This is a genomic window from Bacillus sp. TH19, from assembly GCF_016651075.1.
In the GTDB taxonomy this organism is placed as follows: Bacteria; Bacillota; Bacilli; order Bacillales; family Bacillaceae_G; genus Bacillus_A; species Bacillus_A mycoides.
On sequence record NZ_JAEKEO010000006.1, the window covers coordinates 13,541 to 30,929 of the forward strand.

At 36.8% G+C, this 17,389-nt stretch carries 20 protein-coding genes; all 20 read right to left on the reverse strand.

The features are described from left to right. Positions 1-707: 707 nt before the first annotated feature. On the reverse strand, positions 708-1,994 hold the full coding sequence (locus JFU54_RS03425; RefSeq protein ID WP_307838304.1) for a phosphatidylinositol-specific phospholipase C: 1,287 nt from the start codon (positions 1,992-1,994) through the stop codon (positions 708-710). Between the two features lie 283 nt (positions 1,995-2,277). After that, positions 2,278-3,261: an ETX/MTX2 family pore-forming toxin gene (locus JFU54_RS03430; protein ID WP_201039307.1), complete on the reverse strand. Its 984-nt coding sequence runs from the start codon at positions 3,259-3,261 to the stop codon at positions 2,278-2,280. 782 nt (positions 3,262-4,043) lie between these two features. Then, positions 4,044-4,256, reverse strand: a complete 213-nt coding sequence (locus JFU54_RS03435) for a hypothetical protein (RefSeq protein WP_201039308.1) — start codon at positions 4,254-4,256, stop codon at positions 4,044-4,046. 32 nt (positions 4,257-4,288) lie between these two features. Continuing rightward, positions 4,289-4,609 (reverse strand): hypothetical protein, encoded by a 321-nt coding sequence (locus JFU54_RS03440; protein ID WP_201039309.1) that lies wholly within the window; start codon positions 4,607-4,609, stop codon positions 4,289-4,291. A 127-nt stretch (positions 4,610-4,736) separates the two neighbouring features. Next, the gene (locus tag JFU54_RS03445) at positions 4,737-5,033 is read right to left on the reverse strand and encodes a hypothetical protein (protein WP_201039310.1); all 297 of its coding nucleotides are present in this window, start codon (positions 5,031-5,033) and stop codon (positions 4,737-4,739) included. Positions 5,034-5,058: 25 nt separating this feature from the next. Next, positions 5,059-5,379 carry a hypothetical protein gene (locus JFU54_RS03450; RefSeq protein WP_201063759.1) on the reverse strand — a complete coding sequence of 107 codons (321 nt, stop codon included), beginning with the start codon at positions 5,377-5,379 and terminating at the stop codon, positions 5,059-5,061. A gap of 177 nt (positions 5,380-5,556) precedes the next feature. Next, the gene (locus JFU54_RS03455) at positions 5,557-6,150 is read right to left on the reverse strand and encodes a hypothetical protein (RefSeq protein ID WP_078205415.1); all 594 of its coding nucleotides are present in this window, start codon (positions 6,148-6,150) and stop codon (positions 5,557-5,559) included. Positions 6,151-6,163: 13 nt separating this feature from the next. Further along, positions 6,164-7,294: a bifunctional lytic transglycosylase/C40 family peptidase gene (locus JFU54_RS03460; RefSeq protein WP_201063760.1), complete on the reverse strand. Its 1,131-nt coding sequence runs from the start codon at positions 7,292-7,294 to the stop codon at positions 6,164-6,166. Positions 7,295-7,321: 27 nt separating this feature from the next. Beyond that, entirely contained in the window at positions 7,322-7,720 is a 399-nt protein-coding gene (locus JFU54_RS03465; RefSeq protein WP_201039313.1) for a hypothetical protein, read from the reverse strand. A gap of 54 nt (positions 7,721-7,774) precedes the next feature. Then, positions 7,775-10,507: a CD3337/EF1877 family mobilome membrane protein gene (locus JFU54_RS03470; protein WP_201063761.1), complete on the reverse strand. Its 2,733-nt coding sequence runs from the start codon at positions 10,505-10,507 to the stop codon at positions 7,775-7,777. Further along, positions 10,504-11,013: a hypothetical protein gene (locus JFU54_RS03475; RefSeq protein WP_201063763.1), complete on the reverse strand. Its 510-nt coding sequence runs from the start codon at positions 11,011-11,013 to the stop codon at positions 10,504-10,506. The genes JFU54_RS03470 and JFU54_RS03475 overlap by 4 nt, the downstream gene beginning before the upstream one ends. Before the next feature lie 58 nt (positions 11,014-11,071). Beyond that, complete coding sequence (locus JFU54_RS03480) at positions 11,072-13,642, reverse strand: ATP-binding protein (protein WP_201063764.1); 2,571 nt, start codon at positions 13,640-13,642, stop codon at positions 11,072-11,074. Continuing rightward, positions 13,602-14,153: a TcpE family conjugal transfer membrane protein gene (locus JFU54_RS03485; protein ID WP_201063765.1), complete on the reverse strand. Its 552-nt coding sequence runs from the start codon at positions 14,151-14,153 to the stop codon at positions 13,602-13,604. Before JFU54_RS03485 ends, JFU54_RS03480 begins: the two co-directional genes overlap by 41 nt. 27 nt (positions 14,154-14,180) lie before the next feature. Continuing rightward, positions 14,181-14,432, reverse strand: a complete 252-nt coding sequence (locus JFU54_RS03490; protein WP_000281809.1) for a TcpD family membrane protein — start codon at positions 14,430-14,432, stop codon at positions 14,181-14,183. Between the two features lie 9 nt (positions 14,433-14,441). After that, complete coding sequence (locus JFU54_RS03495; protein WP_201063766.1) at positions 14,442-15,419, reverse strand: conjugal transfer protein; 978 nt, start codon at positions 15,417-15,419, stop codon at positions 14,442-14,444. A gap of 13 nt (positions 15,420-15,432) precedes the next feature. After that, positions 15,433-15,690 (reverse strand): hypothetical protein, encoded by a 258-nt coding sequence (locus tag JFU54_RS03500; protein WP_201063767.1) that lies wholly within the window; start codon positions 15,688-15,690, stop codon positions 15,433-15,435. Further along, positions 15,687-16,061, reverse strand: coding sequence for a hypothetical protein (locus JFU54_RS03505; RefSeq protein WP_201063768.1), 375 nt, complete (start codon positions 16,059-16,061; stop codon positions 15,687-15,689). The genes JFU54_RS03500 and JFU54_RS03505 overlap by 4 nt, the downstream gene beginning before the upstream one ends. A gap of 31 nt (positions 16,062-16,092) precedes the next feature. Further along, on the reverse strand, positions 16,093-16,320 hold the full coding sequence (locus tag JFU54_RS03510) for a hypothetical protein (RefSeq protein ID WP_242489415.1): 228 nt from the start codon (positions 16,318-16,320) through the stop codon (positions 16,093-16,095). 3 nt (positions 16,321-16,323) lie between these two features. Continuing rightward, a complete protein-coding gene (locus tag JFU54_RS03515) occupies positions 16,324-16,539 on the reverse strand; it encodes a hypothetical protein (protein WP_000488222.1) in 216 nt (71 codons plus the stop codon). A 4-nt stretch (positions 16,540-16,543) separates the two neighbouring features. Further along, entirely contained in the window at positions 16,544-17,386 is an 843-nt protein-coding gene (locus tag JFU54_RS03520) for a replication-relaxation family protein (RefSeq protein WP_002013905.1), read from the reverse strand. Positions 17,387-17,389: the final 3 nt, after the last annotated feature.

Genomic DNA, 17,389 nt, shown 5'->3' on the forward strand with positions numbered 1-17,389 from the left:
ACCATTCTATCCATATTGAGAAATTCTTTTCAAATATGAAACTCGAATAAAAAATTTAGAGTGCAAACTAACAAGAAGATATCTGTAAAATTATAACTTTACGGATTTTTTTATTTTGGTACATCTAAAGATAATAAGAATCCTTGATACGTCTGTTTTCCTCAAATAGTGTTTTACGAACAAGAATGGTTGTAACCTTGTTTTTATAATCCACAAATAAAAAAGATAAGATCGGAGAGTACGATCTTATCTTTAAGCATAAGGGAAAAACAAAGGCAAAAACCATCTTAATATTTATAATATTATATTTTTTGTTAATTTTCGATATGAAACCCATATTTAACATCTATATCTATATTGAGAAATTTATTACAAAATTAGCTATAAATGATTCAAAACCCGAATGTAAACTTTTACCCAAAGGTTTACTTTCATAGCATTGATTTTATTATTTTTCAGGATAGGGAAACGATTCAAGGAATGAGGTGCCGATCTGTTATGTACTTACAAAACAATCTATGGAATGCCCCAATAGGGGTCACCATATAACCGAATAATTTTTTCAACAAAGTTACAATTGAAAAGGAGCACCTGTTCCAAGGTGCTCTAAACACGACAGTATGTTTTTTAGTAAGGATGACCATATATGCTGACAAATTCTAATATTTACCTAACTTAGTGACTAATAAATGTTGATAAGTCAGTTTTTAGAATAATTCAGCTAATAATTCTCTTTTTCTAGTATTTAAAGGGGATATCTCTAAGGTATATTTATCGTATATCACTTCATCTGGAATGCTAAAAGAGAAAGATACATTTATTTCTACTGGATTTGGATTCCCCATAAACTGTTGTCCTATGGTAGCACCTGTAGTTGAATACACTGTAAGTTTTGCTGCGGAATTTGCAGGTATTTCAACGCTTATTGAAATATGTCTAATATCAGCAATATGTTTATCATTCAGTCTAATAATACGTTCAACTAGCCCTTTGCCTGGGAAGTCAGCTGCAACGATACCAGTATGATGAAGTCCTGATCTTGGGATGTATTGGTTAGTCATTATATTCATTCCACCATAATAAAGCCTATAATTTTCTGTTGGAAAATCGGGATACTGACTAGGACTGCCCGTTCCCATTAGTGGTTCGCCATCACCTCCATATGCGCTGGCAACGAACTGAGGAGCGGCTCCACCACTGGGACCACCATTTCCACTGAGATGGTTGAGGTAGATTTTGTTTTGATCACTGTTAGCCTTGATTAAATGATTCTTTACCGCAGTCCACTTTGCATACATACCATCCATGCTAAATCTAACGTTATCGTGGTCTTGTTTTTCAAGGTTTGAATAGTTAATACCGTATGCCTTAGAAACTGCGAACTGTTGTAAAAGTACAATTTTTCCTCTTACGTCCGTTAATTCTGGATTAGCGTTAACGCCAGAGCCATTTCCCGAGCCAGCTGGTTGCCAAAAATAATTTTTATAACTAGGATTATCCCAATACCCTTTTAATATTTCTTCAAATGAGCGAGAACCATCTTCCGGTGTATGCTCTTCTTTTAAACGCATCAAAACTGTTTCCCTTGGATGTTGACGTAAAAATGCAGTGACTTCGTTTAAAATATCACCAAACATTTTCTTTTGATACGCCGCGCCATGATGCATGGCAAAGGCAGTTCCAGTCCTTCTAGCACGTATATCTAAATAGCGAATACCAGAATTCAATTGTGTTGTAATGGACATTCTTTGGTTTATCACCCAACGATCAGCACCGGTGACGCCATGCAAAGCAATCGATCCATGTGTACCAGGAATAGATAACTGACTAATTTTTGTTTCACCTCGAAGTTCATTCATCCAATTTTTGTTTTCATATCCAATATTCGCATCATACGCATAGCCGTTACGATAGTTGTTATATTCGCTTTTGCTCCATTTTGGTGATGGGGGATTACTTACTGCATCAGAATACTGCTTTTTTCCATTCGTCACTAGTAAATCACTCCTTTGAATAAGTTTAAAACAACCGTCCTCTATTTATTTTTCCAATCCTGTAGTACTCCATAAGTATAGATAAATGAATTCCAGTTGAGAACATTACTGATAAAAATAACCATAATATCCATATTGAGAAATTATTAGTTATTTAAAGACGAAAGTACAAAATTAAAATCGAGTCCATTTTGGATTCTTCCTTTGCAAAATTGAAAAATTATTCAGCTGTGGTGATTTATTCCTCGTATCTAATATTTAGTTACTGAGTAATTACCTAGAATCATTTCAATTGATACGTTTTTATTGGCGTGGTTTTTGTTGTGTTCCCTGTTTTTAAATCGTATTCTTCTAAAACAACCCGATACGAGCTTGATGTTACATCGGCACTTAATAAACTCAATCCTTGAGCAATTGTGCTTTTTGATGCGTCATCAAACAAAATTCCACCACCAGTAATTTCATTAAATTGCTTATTATAAGTTATTTGTATTGTTTTTAAGAATCCGTATATATCGCCTTTATAATCATGGTAATAATTATTCCAGATATAGGGACCTTGCAACAATGCATTTGCTTTTAAGTTTATATTTTTCAATTCACCTTTTAGTACTTCAGCCTGTACTCTTACCCCTTTTCCAGGGTCCACGAGTACAGACATAGGAGGAATTCTTAAAGTTCTTGTAGTTGTTTTTGTCTCTGCATTCGAATCTGACCACGTTCCTTCTACTGTTACTTTGGCTGTGACTTCTACACCACCTAAACCGAATACATCCAACTCAGCTTTCGTTGAAACTTCGGTTCCTGTTTTTAGCGTCTTAGTTTTAGTAATGGTTGTCGAATCCGTTATCGTTTCAGAAAACTCTATGGTTTGATAAGTTTGTTGATTAGATGTTTTGTTCTCGAAATTACCAACAGCCATGTAAAACGGCTTGAATGTCGTAAATAAATCGGCTGGGTTTGCTACCAACTTTACGTCTTTTAACTGCAAACCATCTAATTTAGCATATTTTGCGGGAGATGGTAAATTCCCTGATGTAGGAGCTAATTTAGGCGAAACTGGGAAAGGATGAAATCGATCTTCTTTCCAAATTGTAGTGTTATAGTGTGAATATAAAGTATAATCATAGTTAATAAGTTGACCTATTGGTGCATTTCCGATTTTGTGTAAAATCTGTTCTAAGTTAAGTTCTTCTGCTTTTATTGAAACTTCTCTGTTCTCAGCCCGATTACCCGTTTGATTTATACTCTTCGCGTCATTTTCCATTACTATAACATCCCCTTTTAATAAAAATAAATTTCATACATATCATACTATTTTTTACAGTATTTAGATTTTTTGGTTTGCTAATATGTATTGAGAAATTTAATAGGAATCTATGGATTGAAAGACCCAATCTTACAATCCATTTTGCAAATGAAAAATGGAAATACAAAACGTCTGTAAAAGTATACTTTTGCGAATGCTTAAAAATTGGCTGAAATAAATTATTTGGGTATTCGTTTTAGTCTTGTTTTTATTTTAGGATTTTTAGAAAGTCATATATGTGAAGACGATAAAATGAGTTTTACAAAACTAAGAAAATGTTAAACCCATAAAAAACCTTTGTATCATGTGTATGTACTGATACAAAGGTTTTTTTATATGAATATTTAACTGTCTATTTTACTAATTATAAAAAAATATGAACTTAGTTTTACTTTTTAGGTCTGCTGGGTACGGAAACAATTAGAGGAATAAACTTCCAGAGTGGCCCCTCATTCCCTGAATCGTTTCCGTACCCCTAATAGGCACATACCTTTAAGCACATATACCTAGATATGTGTGCTTAAGTCTATTTTAAAGTGCATAACTTAAGTACATATACCTGGATCATGAAAAATCTTTGTCATTTCAACGTTTTTTAAACTTTTCCTCTCAAAAAAACAAAAGATTATACAGCTTTCAAAACCGCAACTTAATCCCCTTTTACAATAAGAAATTTCACGTCAATGTCAGCTCATAAAATAATAAAAAAGCCTTGCTGTAGAAACAAGACTTTTCCCCTTTTATTTTTGTTCGATTGCATACCGACTATCCTCTGAAACACATAAACTTGCCGCGTTAACTTTTATACTACATTTTCCTAATCGCCGCTTTACTTCTGATTGTAATTTTTCATTTGCTTCCTCTAAAGAACGTGCTGGAATAATCGTAGATTGTGAGTCTGTTACCTTGCCACTATACATCACTGAAAAATTCAATTCATATTGATGTATCAAGATTTCTCCACTCCTTTTTTCCCTAGATTTCCTCACAGATCATTCTTATTTGTCGCTTGCTCCTGTAGTTTTTGAAGACGGATACGCATTTGCGGTACATACCAACTTTTTCTTAATCGGATGATCGTAATTCCTACAATTAAAATCAAAAAGGCTTGTAGTAAAATATCTTGTGTTTCCCACAACGTACACAAATAAAGAAGACTTCCAGAACAAACATAATACATGGCCAATAACAAATTTATATTCGCGATTATGATTTGTTTCTTTACAATCGCGGCTATTCCTGCCAAAACAAGCGTACAAACTCCTATACTTAGCAAAATATATGCAATAAACTTAAAAAAAATCATTCTCACACCCCTTTTCCTATAAAAGCTTATTTAACCTACCTAAAAGACCGAATAAAAGACGTAACCTTATTCAATATCAAATGTATTAACGAATTATTTAAAATCGATTACAAGCGAATCTGAAACGTCATTTTTTCTGAAATGGAAACTTTTTGTGTTGAAAATCATATATGCATTGTTTTCCAACACATCCAATTGAAAATCCTGTAAAAAAAGTTGCACCAGCAATTTTCAATCCCCATTGCCACATGTTTTCTTGTGAAAAATGATGTGAAACATAGAGGCATACCCCTGTACAAATAATGATCCAAATTCCATATTCATCATATTTTCTTTGTTCTAATTTTTGTTCATGAAACGGATACACCTGGATAAACAAAAAGGCTATCAGCAAAACTGACAGCCCAATTCCAAATACGATCATTCTTTATCGCCCCATTTCCCCTTGATTAAACCCCTTCATAACGTTTCTGTAACAATTGTTGTATACGTGCCGCATACATTTTAAAATAGGGAACATTTTGTGCGGCAACCTTTCCAAAATCTATTTGCATTAATGTTTCTTCTAACAGTTTGAACTCAAAGTCTAAAAATGTATCATGCTGTTTCTGAATCGAATGCGGGATATTATGCAAGGCATCCGCAATTTCTCGTACATATGTCACACTGTATTCATCTTCGTTTGAATAGGAAAATACATTTCGAATTAATGCAAACGTTTCTTGCAAAACTTCATATCCGATATGATGTAATACATTTTGATTTATCAAATCCGCCCTCATTCCCTTCCCTGCAATTCTTTCTTCCCTATCTCTCCCTATTCTTCCTTATGTCTCCCTCTCTTTCCGCTTATTTCGGCAAATATAGTGTTGGATTGATTCGCTAGATATCGCCAACATTTTGCGTATTTTGCCTAATTAGATGAGCCAATATATGGATTCAATCCACTAGTTGATATAGCCTTTTTCTTGTAGAGGCTGTTGAATCTTCGCTTCATCAACAACCCACTTGTTTTTTTGATTATCATAAAGTAAAGAAATATCTAATGGCATTTGAGTCACACTAGAAACACCATTCACCGTTATTTTTTGCCATATACGGGCAAATACATTGGCATGTGTTGTATCTACTGCTGTATAGTACAACAAGACTTTATCAATATCAGACACGATTGTTTTATTAGGTTCCGTCTTTTCAATAGGCTGATTGATGTCTGTTCCTGCTGGAACAAGCATTTTTAAAGCATTATCTGTCACAAATGGCTCAATTTTCGTCCATGCCCGTTCTCCTTTCGCTGTATCATAGACGAAAAAGGCTTTTAAAAATCCTTCTGTATCTTTTTTGACCTGTGTTTCTGTATTTTGTTCTTTTCCTTTCAATATCTGATCTAGTTTTTTATTTTGGATTTGTACCGCTTGTAATTCTTTCTTTGTATCTTCATATTTTTTTTGATATTCATTTACTTTAGAGGCTGTAGAGGTTGCATATATGCCAACCCCTACAACTAACAATAGTAAAATACCTATAAACCCTTTATTCATCGCTATTCCTCCCCTATCTTACACGTCTAATTCCAACGAAATGATCCGCCCAATATTTTTGACTTAAATCTGCATAGTGTAAATGCGTTCCACCCGCGTTAAACATTTTGTTATTACCAATGTAGATGCCGATATGCGAAATCCCTGCCTTATATGTTCCCTGGAAGAAAACGAGATCCCCTGGCGCTGGATTATCTACTGGAACTGTAGCATTATACATAGATTCAGCGGTTCCACTAATCCTAATTCCAACTTTGTTATAGCTCCATTCAATTAGTCCCGAACAATCAAAGTTCGGCGGTGCCCGCCCCGCCCATACGTAAGGATAACCGTCGTACGGTGTTACTAAGGCCATAATTTCATTGAATTTCGCATTAGCTGGCCCATCTCCTGTTCCATCCCCAGGATTAGCACCACCAGTACCAACTTGATAGTATTTCAATACTTTTTCGACATAGCTAAAATCGCCATAACAATAAGGAGATCGGAAACCACATTGTGTTCTTCCGCCATTGTGTTCTAAGGCAAATTGTTTGGCCAAGTCAAGCGTATATTCTCCACCATGACTGTTTATATAATTTAAAAACCCAGGACCAAAATTATATGTTTGCAAAGCTAACTTGATCCTATTTATGTCAGAAGGACTTTGTACATTTGCTATAGTAATAGCATGCTTAAACTCTTGTACCCCACACCAGATAGAATAATCTGGATCAGATATACCATTCTGAATTTTAGGATACCTGGTGTTAAAGGCCCCCTCTGCGGACTGCATAACATCGAGCAACTGACCGCCGCTCTCCTGCATAATTAAGCTAAGCATTAAAGGTACATAAGGCTCTACACCAAATTCTTGTGCATATTTTCGTACAAGGGGTTCCCATTTTAAAACATCAGCTGGTACAGTTGTTGTTCCAATGGAACCACCTGTATTATGTCCTCCTTCTTCTTTTTTTCCTATCCCTTGCCCCAAAATGATAAATAAAATAAACCCAATACAGACAAACAATCCTATAGTAAAAGCAGAACTCCCAAAGAGTAATGTCAGTATCCATGATTTCTTCTTTTTTTTCTTCTTTTCTTGTTCTTGCACAATGTCTTCTTGTATCGTTCTGTCTACGACTTCCTTTATTTCTGGTATCATCTCATCCCTCCCCCTTTACAAAATGATTCAAGATTGATTGAAATGTTTTCTAATAATCAGCCTATATACAAGTGCCAAAAGAATGGGGATAATCGCAAAAACAGGAAATAGTACCGTTAAAACAGTAGATTGCTGTTTTTGTATAAAATCTAATAATCCAAAATGGCCTGTTCCCACAAACCAAATGAAGAAAGCTAGTTTGACTCGATCATCAATACGACAACGCAACTCATTATGGATAATTTGTAGAGTTAGAAGAATGAGCGTATACCAGATAAGTAATCCTAAACCAATCCATCCTAATAAATCTGTTGGCCATTCTCTCTGTATGAAAAGAATGACTATGTTCATCCATCCCAAACACCCGATGCAAAGAAAAATACTGATACTGACCATTTTCATACAAGTTAATTTCCATTGGTTCATATCTACATCGCTCCTTTTTATAAAAAGATAGTAAAGTCCTATAAAACTAGGACTCTACTCATCTTTTTTCGGTGACTCCAAATCATTTAAGTTATCTAAGTTTTGTGGATCAGTAGAAGGCATCCAATTTTCACTTCCAGCGGCTACAGCTCCATATTGTATATCTGGCGTATCGATCAACGCTTTTTCTTGAATCTGCTCATTTTTGCTGACTTCTTTCTCATTTACTTGTGCCAAATCAGAAGTGGAAACGGATTCCGTTGGGATAAATGAGTCAGGAGAGTTCGACACTTGTACAGTTGACTCGACATCTATATTAGGTTTTTTAGCGACAATTTGCCCCGCTTCATTCACTTCAGCAGGAATAGCATCTGGAATGTCGGCATTTGATATAGAAGAACTTATTTCTGTTGTACGTGGGACAATGACACCTTCTTCACTTACATCTGCACGAATTGTATCTGGTATTAACGGTTCATTTACATCTGTTTCAATCGGTGTGGATACTTCTTGTGTTGAGATTTCTTGTTGTGGGATATTTGTTGAAATGTCCTGTTCTGTCTGGATTTCTTCTCTTGAAATATCCAGCGGCATTTCTTGTGTTGAAATTTCTTGTTGTGGAATATCGGATGGGATTTCTTCAAATGTTTCATGATCTGCTGATACTTCCTTTAATGGAAGTTCTTGCGTTGGTACTGCTGTCTGGATTTCTTCATATGCTTCCATATTGTTTGAAACTTCTTCTAGTGGCATTTCTTGTTCTGGTACCTCTGTTTGGATTTCTTTATATGCTTCCATATCAGTTGGAATCTCTTCTAATGGCATTTCTTGTTCTGGTACTTCTTGTTTTACATCTTCATGTACTTCTATATCAGTCGGAATTTCTTCTAGTGGTACCTCTTGTTCTGGTACTTCTGTTTGAATTTCTTCATATGCCTCCATACCAGCTTGTGTTTCTTCTCCTGTTGGGATTTCCTCATCTTCTAAAGATACAAGCTCTGGTTGAACCTCCATTTCTGATTCTTCTACCTCTGTTCCTTCTTGTTTTCCTTCCATTTCTTGCTCTAACGCTTCCTTATCTAAGCTGATAAGGCCTTGTTGCATTGATGCCTCTTCTTCACCTGGTGTCGCTTGTTCTTTCCCTTCCTCTTCCTGCTGTGGTAAATTCCCTTCTTTATCACGATCCTGTAGGGAAATAAGCTTTCCTTTCTTTTTATTCTCTTCTTTTTCTTGTTCTGTTTGATTATCTGGTAAATTTTTCGGTATATCAGCTTGTATTAATGGATTGGCCTTTTTCTTTTCATCGTCTGTTCCTGCATTTTCTATCTGACTACCTGCCGCCGCCAATTCAGCCGCGTTGTTAAAATGTGCTCCCATTTTGTCTCCAATATAAGACATTGTATTTCCAGCGTACTCTTTTCCTTTATCTACAAAGTTTTCAGTCATAAGGGATATATTTGTGACTGTTTCATACACGCCACGTACTCGACTAAAGGCCGCAATAATATTTCCTCTAAACAGATAGCAAAGAACAAAAACAAGAATTTGAAAAATCATTGTAGACACATACCCTGCAACGCCCGCTTCTGGTAATACGTATAGTAGTTCTGCTATCGTAAAGATGATGACAAGCATAACAGACATAAAGATTTTTAATGCTAATGGGCGAATCCATTGTGAAGCCCAGCTCTCAATGACTCCGCGGTGTCCTGGCAATAGAGCAACTGCCATAACAATTGGTGAGATAATACTCATGACAAGGAACCATAATTGAAATGCAACAATCAGTAAACAAAACGCGATTACTGGAATACCTGCGAATGTATTCACGACATAGTACATAATCGTAAATACCAGCCGCTCCCCTACAGAGGAAATAACCATCATTTGATTTCCTTTTTTCACTTCTTTTTCAACTACTTCGTTTCGTTCTTTCCCTGGTGATTTTGCCAACAATTCATCTACCCGTTGAGCACCCAATTTCTCTTTTGAATCTTCCCCATACTGTAAAAATAAATATGGCCTTTCAACTAACAAATCCCAAATCTGTTTTTTCACCGAAAAGATTGCATCCGCTTTGGAACGTCCTGGATCACCCGCAACCGTTCCTGTTGCTTTCGCTAAAACCGTTACACTAATTTCAGAACTAATCGTATTTGCACTCCTTAAAATCGTACTTGCGTTTCCAATGTACGTAACAATAAAAGCAATCACAAGTACCATTTTCACTAACTCACTCAAACCTTTTGATGGCTGGCGCTTAATAAAGAAGATATAACCCGCATAACACGCTGATAACACACATGCAATGCCAATAATGGCTGGGAATAAACCAGAAGATAAAAAGCCACCTTTTTCGATACCAGCAATGCTTTGCATAGCCGCACCTAATTTATCCGCTACAGCATCTACAATATCCAGGTTCAACGCTTGATCGACTAAGAAAATGGTTAATTGACTAAGAATCACACTTAGTTGAAAAGCCATATTTCCAAACCATTGACAAGTTGTATACAACATTCTTTGTAAGTCTTTTCCTACACTGTCATCACCAAACAAGTAACCGCCAACTTTTTGAAATACGTTTTGTTCATCTTCTTTTGGCTGGTACGTATCAATCTCATAATATTTATCTTTGTAAATGCCATCTGTATACCCACTAAACAGATTTTCAGAGATACGCGCCCCTTTTTGTTCCTGCTTATCTTCTTCCGCTAGGGCCACATGAGGCCCTAACGGTAGTAAGAAGAATACAAGAATCATACAAATAGAGAAAAGTTTTTTCATTCCTTTTGCCCCCATTTATGAACATGAACTGGTTCTATACTTCCCGCAATAGAATCTAAACTATTATTTGAGTCCCATGCCCATTCATAATTTTTCCACTTTCCATCTTTTTTATCTTTTACCATTCTTAATTTTCTTCCCATTTGAGCATTTTCTACAGGATCAAAGTATTTCACACGATAGTAATACTCGTTTTCTCCTTCTTTTAAGTCATATCGATATAAGTCATATCGTTCCTTCATTCCCTTACTAGCACCAGGGTGCATCACCTCATCTTTACCTAAGTCGTATTTCTTATATAGCAAATCATTAATTTTATTTGAATCCATTTCAATATAAGCTCTTACATACTCCATCGCGGCTTTATCCGCTTCTTTCATATCACGTTCTTTCTGACTCTCTTGTTGGTTCGCATTACTTTTTGTTTCATTTGAGCAACCCGAAACACCCGTTACCATTAACATTCCTGCTACACATAATCCAGATAACATACGTAATTTTTTCATCGTTCCATCCTCCATATACAGATAATTTAGAATACTCTTATCTGTATTGTAATACGAATTACGCTAATTGTTGCGCTCGTTCTTCGTCAGTTTTTGTAGAGGAATCAAATGCAGTCTTTAATTCTTGGAAAACAGGATCAATTTCTACAACAGCGGTTCGCCCGAAAATATCCTGGAACAAGGCTTCTCCGCGTCTAAGCTGGCGTAACATTAAGATATTTTCTTCTGTGACCGGTAAGTTATAGTAACGCAACATTTCTTCCGCTTCCTTATCGTATTTCAGCGCAAAACAGAACTTCATACCCACATTTGCAACCTCTTTGTTTTCAGATTGATAATCGGATGCGTTTTGTGTTCCTAAATACAAGCCAATATTATGGAATCGTCCTTCGCGAATGATTTTGTCAGAGGAAGCCGCACCCTCTTTGTTTTTTAAAATACTTGACGCCTCATCCTGTAGGTATACTTTGAAAATACTACGGTCAGAATGCATTAAGGATTTACCAAATGCCGCTAAAGCAATTAAGATACTACGAGATAATTTGTCTGTAACACTCTCATTCTTGTCCTCTGATTTTGGAATGCGTAAATGTTGAATTTGTAATACTTGTAACGGACGTTCTAGGCTTAATACGCGATAATCTTGACCTTGTCTACCAAACAATAAATCTCCTAGCTGGATGCCTTCTAAGGTTGCTAAACGATTTGTAAGGGCGTTTAACCGTTCTAATTCAGTTGGCAATAAGTTAGGTTCTTTCTTCATATCCTCTAGTTCTACACGAACCAAAGTTAAACAGGCGTCTTCTTTTTTCGCCACTCGTTCAATGGCTTTATATAAATAGTCATATCTGATATCCTCTAAGCCTACATCTGATAAAAACGTTAAAATTTCAAGTGCTAAACTCTTCGCATCTTCTATCGTTGCGCTTATTCGGAATGGGTCTAAACAGCCCGCATCCTCTTTATTCTTCCCAAGCGTCCATACTTGCAAGGTATCCTCATTGAACCCTGGCAATAATTCTGGCCACCTTGTGCGGTCCCCTTTTGGATCGATTATAAATGCCCTTCCGCCACTCATAACAATCCAGAAAGCGAGTAAGTTCATTAAGAAGGATTTCCCTTTCCCTGTTTGCCCCGCAAACATAACCGATAAACTCTCAAACGCTGTCACAATGTTATCTAATGCTTTCGCCGCTAGTTCGGGACGAACAAAAACAGGACGATTTAATTTCTTTGTCTTTCCAATGTAAAATCCTTGATTGTCCCCGATTTGTGTTGTGGCCCCGAACATTCCTTGTGCAAGCACACCTGGCTCCACAAACAATTTGAAGTCCGTATTATAACGTTTAGAACCTGGTAAGAACTCGTAGAAGTATGCAAGCTGTTCTCCATATGGATTAACTAACTCAATTTTCATTTTTCGATATTCTGTAATCAGCGTATTGACGCGTGATTTTAATGTTTTTCCATCTTCGGCATACACACAAAACAGTACACTTAGTTCATATCCAGGTGCTCCCGTTGTTTCAAATCGATCTTTTACAATTTTGACGCCTCTTGCTTTACGATCAATTGTCAAATCTGTTGTACGACCGCCCACCATTGCTTGTTGTCGTTGATCGTTTAATTCTAGTTCACTGTTCGAAAGTTTTTGTGTGACCATCTGATTTTCTAAGTGATAAGCTCGAATACTCATTTCAACAGGAAACTTTAACGAATGAGATTGAATGCGGTAAATCCACTCTCCACCAGGAAAAGCCGATATTTCAGGCATATCTTTCACCGCAAGAAAAGCAATGTGAGAGGTTTCGATTTCCCCTTCTTCATTTTGTCTTTCCAATATAAGAGAACGCCCTGGGCTTTCATCGATCACCGTATCCGTTAAGTGCACCATTTCTTGTAAATCGGGACGGCGTACTTTTACCGCCTTTCCTTCTTCATTTTTCAACGTAACCGTAGAACCTACTTTCCAATTTTGATCCCGATTCAGTTCTTTCATGCCACGTGTGAAATTATGATGGAATACAAAGCGAGTCGTAGATGGTTTCGCACGCCTTGTATTATGAAACGCCCCTCTCACTTGGCTAAATAACACGTCTTCTACTTCTAAATAATTTTCGATTTCCTCTTCTAAAATATCCGTCACATTCATACCCGATATATTTTGAGCTGTCTCTGCAAATCCTTCTCTAACCTTTTTCATAAACTTCCATGTTTCTACGACAGGGTTACGAATTTGTCTTTCTTTCTGTTCCATGTTCAGTTGTACTAAAACGAAAAAGCGATATTCCATGTTCTCTTTCGCAATGGCCGCATTTCGTAAGTATTCTTTTACTTTTTTAAAAAGAAAGCGTCCTGTCGGTGCCATTGGTCCTTTTAAAGTGGAAATATGTTCATCCAGAATCTCATCTGAATTTGTTGTACGAGGAATCACAAGCAAGTGGATATCATATTCTTGATGGGTAAAAAGAGCGAGTTGATTGCGATAATATACTTTTTTGGTACTTTCGTCTTGATGATCGTATTCGAATCCGTCTACTTCATATACTGCGGATACTTTTCCGTCTGTACTAAACGCTAAATTCTTTTCAACGTGCTTTAATGGTGATCTGTTCATCGTTTTCAACATATTTCATTTCCTCCTTTTGGGGTAAAAATGTCAGGTTATAAGCATGTATGTCTTTCTCTTCTTCTTCACTAGATGAATGTACGATTGGTATATCTTTGACATCATATTGCACACACACATGACCACGAATCACATGTCTTTTTAATTTCGGCAAGGCTACTAATCGGCTACTTTGATGCTTACGTAAACGAAATGTGATCCAGGACCGAACAAAAGAGAAAAGTGATTTTCCATCTGTTTTATATTTATCTGCGCCCCATACGAGGAAAAGAGGAATCACACCATAATACATGAGCCACACTTGATCGATCATATCCCCAAATATCCATTTAAAGGGAGGAAGGAAGCGGAAGGCTACAAGCCCCGCTTCTACCGCCGCAAAATAACCAAGTGCCCTCCATGTGACCGCACGCGGAAGACGATACCCCATGATTTCGTACTGTCTTCGCATATAGTTCATATAGCTTCCAAAACAATAAACAATGATAGAATTTGATCCTTTCTCCTTCATGTAGCTCCCTTCCTTTCCATCCCTTGCTTAGACGCCAAACAATCCGCCTAACCACGTTCCAATTGTTTTTAATGCATCTGGCTTGTTAATGAAGAATACAACAATCCCGCCACCAACAATTAACGTGATCGCTTTTCCCCATGCGCGCTTTGCCGCTACAATCAAGATAACAATGATAAACGCACAATATAATGCGTATGTCCCCTGTGTCTTCATCATTTCGAAAAATCCTTCTAGCCCTATCCCTAACACAAAATGATTTATATTGAACATATACATGCCCCTCTCCTATTTTGTTTTTAAGTCTTTTACAATCCACTGCTTTCCATCTTGTTTGACAAACAACGTGTAACCTGTTTTCATTTTCGTTTCAGAATGCGGATCAATCATAGATACCTCTGTTTGTACCTCATACGTGCCTTTTGTTTTTCCTGGATAAATCTTAGAGGAAAGTACATTTTCAAATTTCATAGCTCCTTCTAACCCTTTAATATCCGTATTAGCTAGAACATACGCGAGTTCTTTTTGTGTTGCGGTTGTATAGGATTTAAAGAAAGTTGGTAGAAATTCTCGAATATCTTCTTTTACAGCGATTTCATGGACTTCCTCTCGGTCTTTCTCTTCTTTTCCTTCTGGTACTTCTGCTTTTTCATTTACCTTGACAATTTGAGGGAATCCACTAATGACAAAAGCCTTTCCATCTGATTGAACAGGAACCGACACTTGCTGGATCACCTCCTTATCCTCTGGCCCGCTATTATCTGCTTTCATGCGGCTTAATTTGTATTTCACTTTAAAAATTACGTTTGCTTCTTTATCTGTAACCTCATCTACTTTTAATACAGTTGCGTATAGAAAATTGGAATCCCATTGCATACTTACGAAATCTAAACCAACTTGCGGATCAAATGTTTTCGGTATATAGGGATGTAAGCGCTCTGAGCGCTTCTTCTTGCCTTCATCCCCTCTTTGCCATGTAAAGTATTCCTTTGCGAATCCGCGCGCAAATTCAATCGCTTCTGGACGTGTAGCAAGGTTTTGTTTTTGTGTGACTTCTTCTGGAGTGGTGCTGGCCTTTGCTTGTGTATCTCCCTTTCCTTTTACTACGGTTGTGATGGATACAATCAGCATCCAACTAAACAGGAGCCAAAAGGCCCATTTTCCAATTAAGCGGCCTTTATAGGAAGGAAGTTTTGTGGCTTTCCTTGTCTTCCCTTGTTTACTTTCAAATGTTTTTGCAAACCACTGTTTCACCTTTTGAAACATATTCATCCCCCTTTCAATTTCGGTACTGGCGTAAAGATCGTTCGTAGCAATCACAAGCAAATGACGCCATGCCAACCGCTGTTAATTCATCTTTTATTTCGTTTCTTGCATAATTGATAAAATTGTTGAGTTTCGTTTGACTGCCTGTGATATAGGGAAATTTAGCATGAACCACATACCGTTTTTCTTCATCCCTCCCCACTTCAAAGGACGCTCCATCTGTAGCCCGAAACTCCCTTACGAACTCCAAACCTTCCAATACGTCCATCATGCACTCTCCCTTTCTCTTAAAGCTGTAAGAAACTTTTGTGCTTTTTCTTTAAACATCCATCCTTTGTCTATCCTTGCTTGCTCGAACATGTCATAACAGCTGATGTCACGCTCAATTTCTAACATGGCTTTTTCTTTTGTAAGCTCTACTCCATCACACTTCCATTCCAATTCATCTGTATCTAATCCGATTTCTATTTCGATAATTTTTCCGTTTTCCATCAGATAAAACTTCTGCATATATACATCTGTTTGAGATAAACAAATCTCATGTACTTCCTCACAACCCATTCCCTCATAGATTTCCACTAGAAATTGAGATTCAACTTCTCCCAAGCTTCCTCTTTCATAGGTGTTTTTATGTGTAAACATCATGTATCTCTCCTTTCATCTTTCGAACTCTTTATCTTCCAAAGGATATTGGTCCCCCTAACTTAGATGCCATCTCTGCCATTTCTTTTGGAAAAACTACTATACAGAGAATAAACATCCATACTAGAAAACATAAACTTAGCATTCTCCAATTTTTTTGATACATTAAAAGCGCAATAGCTGTAATCATGAAAATACTGATAACAATACCTTCCAGGATGGGATTCCCTAGTGTAGGTAAAAAACCAATAAAAGGCATCTTCTATCCTCCTTTATGATCCACCATCTTCCATATCCCCACTACGACCAGGAAGAAAAGCAATACACCTTCCCATCCTTGCGTATAGTAAATTTCCACCACTTTACTTTTTACCGCTTCCCAGGCTTCTCTTGATCCTGGCACTCTTTCAAATAACCAATCTGAAAAGACAACTAACAGAAAAATACTGGCGCTTATCGATAAAATAAACCGAAACACATTCTTAGAACCTCACTTTCTCAGTTGGGTTTTGAATATTCCGATAAATATTCCCAAATGGGTCTTGTAATATATCTTGAAACAGTGTGATATACACTGGAATTTCTGGACTACTTACCCCTTTTAAGTAGCGAATCAATTCTTTTTCCCTACTTTCACTACCTGCGACAAATACCAGGCGCCATATCGGTATTTCATATCCCATACCAGCATGTATCCGATAGTCTGCCTTTTTTCCTTCTTGCGTCATGAAGTCGTTATAACGGATAATCTTTTTTTCTAATACTTCTTTTGATCCATAAGATCGTTCCATTTCCATGAATACACCGATGTTTTTATCGATTGCTTCTTTTAATCCAATTACCGCAACCCCATCTGGGCGTATAACGCGATTTTTTCCTTTTGCATATTGAAACGTTGCCCGCGGTTCATTGATCCATTCCTTTAGTTCCAACTTTCCTTCTCGTTTAGATATTAATGTCATGGCACATTCAATTTTCGCTAACATTAAACTGTGATACACAAAGGATGCTGAACGTTTGGACCAACTATTTTTCCAATGCACTTCCCCTCGAAACCCACGAACCATCTCGACTCCTTCTGGTGTTAACGTATAAATTCGTTGTGGTTTCGCAAATTTTCGTTTCTGATTTCGTGGTGAGGTAACAGGTAAATACTCGTAACGGATATATCCCGCTTGCTCTAGTTTATATAAACGATTTGTTACAGATTTTTTTGTATAATCTACATACACCTTTTGATGAATGTACTCAATATCCAAGTAGATGTGTGTATGCAAACTCATGAGTAGTTGTTCATCTGAAATTTGAAATAAAATGTTTCCCATGCC

Excerpts from the sequence above, each read along its gene's own strand:
- JFU54_RS03505 (WP_201063768.1), bottom strand. The coding sequence starts at position 16,061 with ATGTTTACACATAAAAACACCTATGAAAGAGGAAGCTTGGGAGAAGTT.
- JFU54_RS03440 (WP_201039309.1), bottom strand. The coding sequence starts at position 4,609 with ATGATTTTTTTTAAGTTTATTGCATATATTTTGCTAAGTATAGGAGTT.
- JFU54_RS03480 (WP_201063764.1), bottom strand. The coding sequence starts at position 13,642 with ATGTTGAAAACGATGAACAGATCACCATTAAAGCACGTTGAAAAGAAT.
- JFU54_RS03475 (WP_201063763.1), bottom strand. The coding sequence starts at position 11,013 with ATGAAAAAATTACGTATGTTATCTGGATTATGTGTAGCAGGAATGTTA.
- JFU54_RS03520 (WP_002013905.1), bottom strand. The coding sequence starts at position 17,386 with ATGGGAAACATTTTATTTCAAATTTCAGATGAACAACTACTCATGAGT.
- JFU54_RS03465 (WP_201039313.1), bottom strand. The coding sequence starts at position 7,720 with ATGAACCAATGGAAATTAACTTGTATGAAAATGGTCAGTATCAGTATT.
- JFU54_RS03430 (WP_201039307.1), bottom strand. The coding sequence starts at position 3,261 with ATGGAAAATGACGCGAAGAGTATAAATCAAACGGGTAATCGGGCTGAG.
- JFU54_RS03490 (WP_000281809.1), bottom strand. The coding sequence starts at position 14,432 with ATGTATATGTTCAATATAAATCATTTTGTGTTAGGGATAGGGCTAGAA.
- JFU54_RS03500 (WP_201063767.1), bottom strand. The coding sequence starts at position 15,690 with ATGATGGACGTATTGGAAGGTTTGGAGTTCGTAAGGGAGTTTCGGGCT.
- JFU54_RS03470 (WP_201063761.1), bottom strand. The coding sequence starts at position 10,507 with ATGAAAAAACTTTTCTCTATTTGTATGATTCTTGTATTCTTCTTACTA.
- JFU54_RS03445 (WP_201039310.1), bottom strand. The coding sequence starts at position 5,033 with ATGATCGTATTTGGAATTGGGCTGTCAGTTTTGCTGATAGCCTTTTTG.
- JFU54_RS03485 (WP_201063765.1), bottom strand. The coding sequence starts at position 14,153 with ATGAAGGAGAAAGGATCAAATTCTATCATTGTTTATTGTTTTGGAAGC.
- JFU54_RS03495 (WP_201063766.1), bottom strand. The coding sequence starts at position 15,419 with ATGTTTCAAAAGGTGAAACAGTGGTTTGCAAAAACATTTGAAAGTAAA.
- JFU54_RS03510 (WP_242489415.1), bottom strand. The coding sequence starts at position 16,320 with ATGCCTTTTATTGGTTTTTTACCTACACTAGGGAATCCCATCCTGGAA.
- JFU54_RS03455 (WP_078205415.1), bottom strand. The coding sequence starts at position 6,150 with ATGAATAAAGGGTTTATAGGTATTTTACTATTGTTAGTTGTAGGGGTT.
- JFU54_RS03460 (WP_201063760.1), bottom strand. The coding sequence starts at position 7,294 with ATGATACCAGAAATAAAGGAAGTCGTAGACAGAACGATACAAGAAGAC.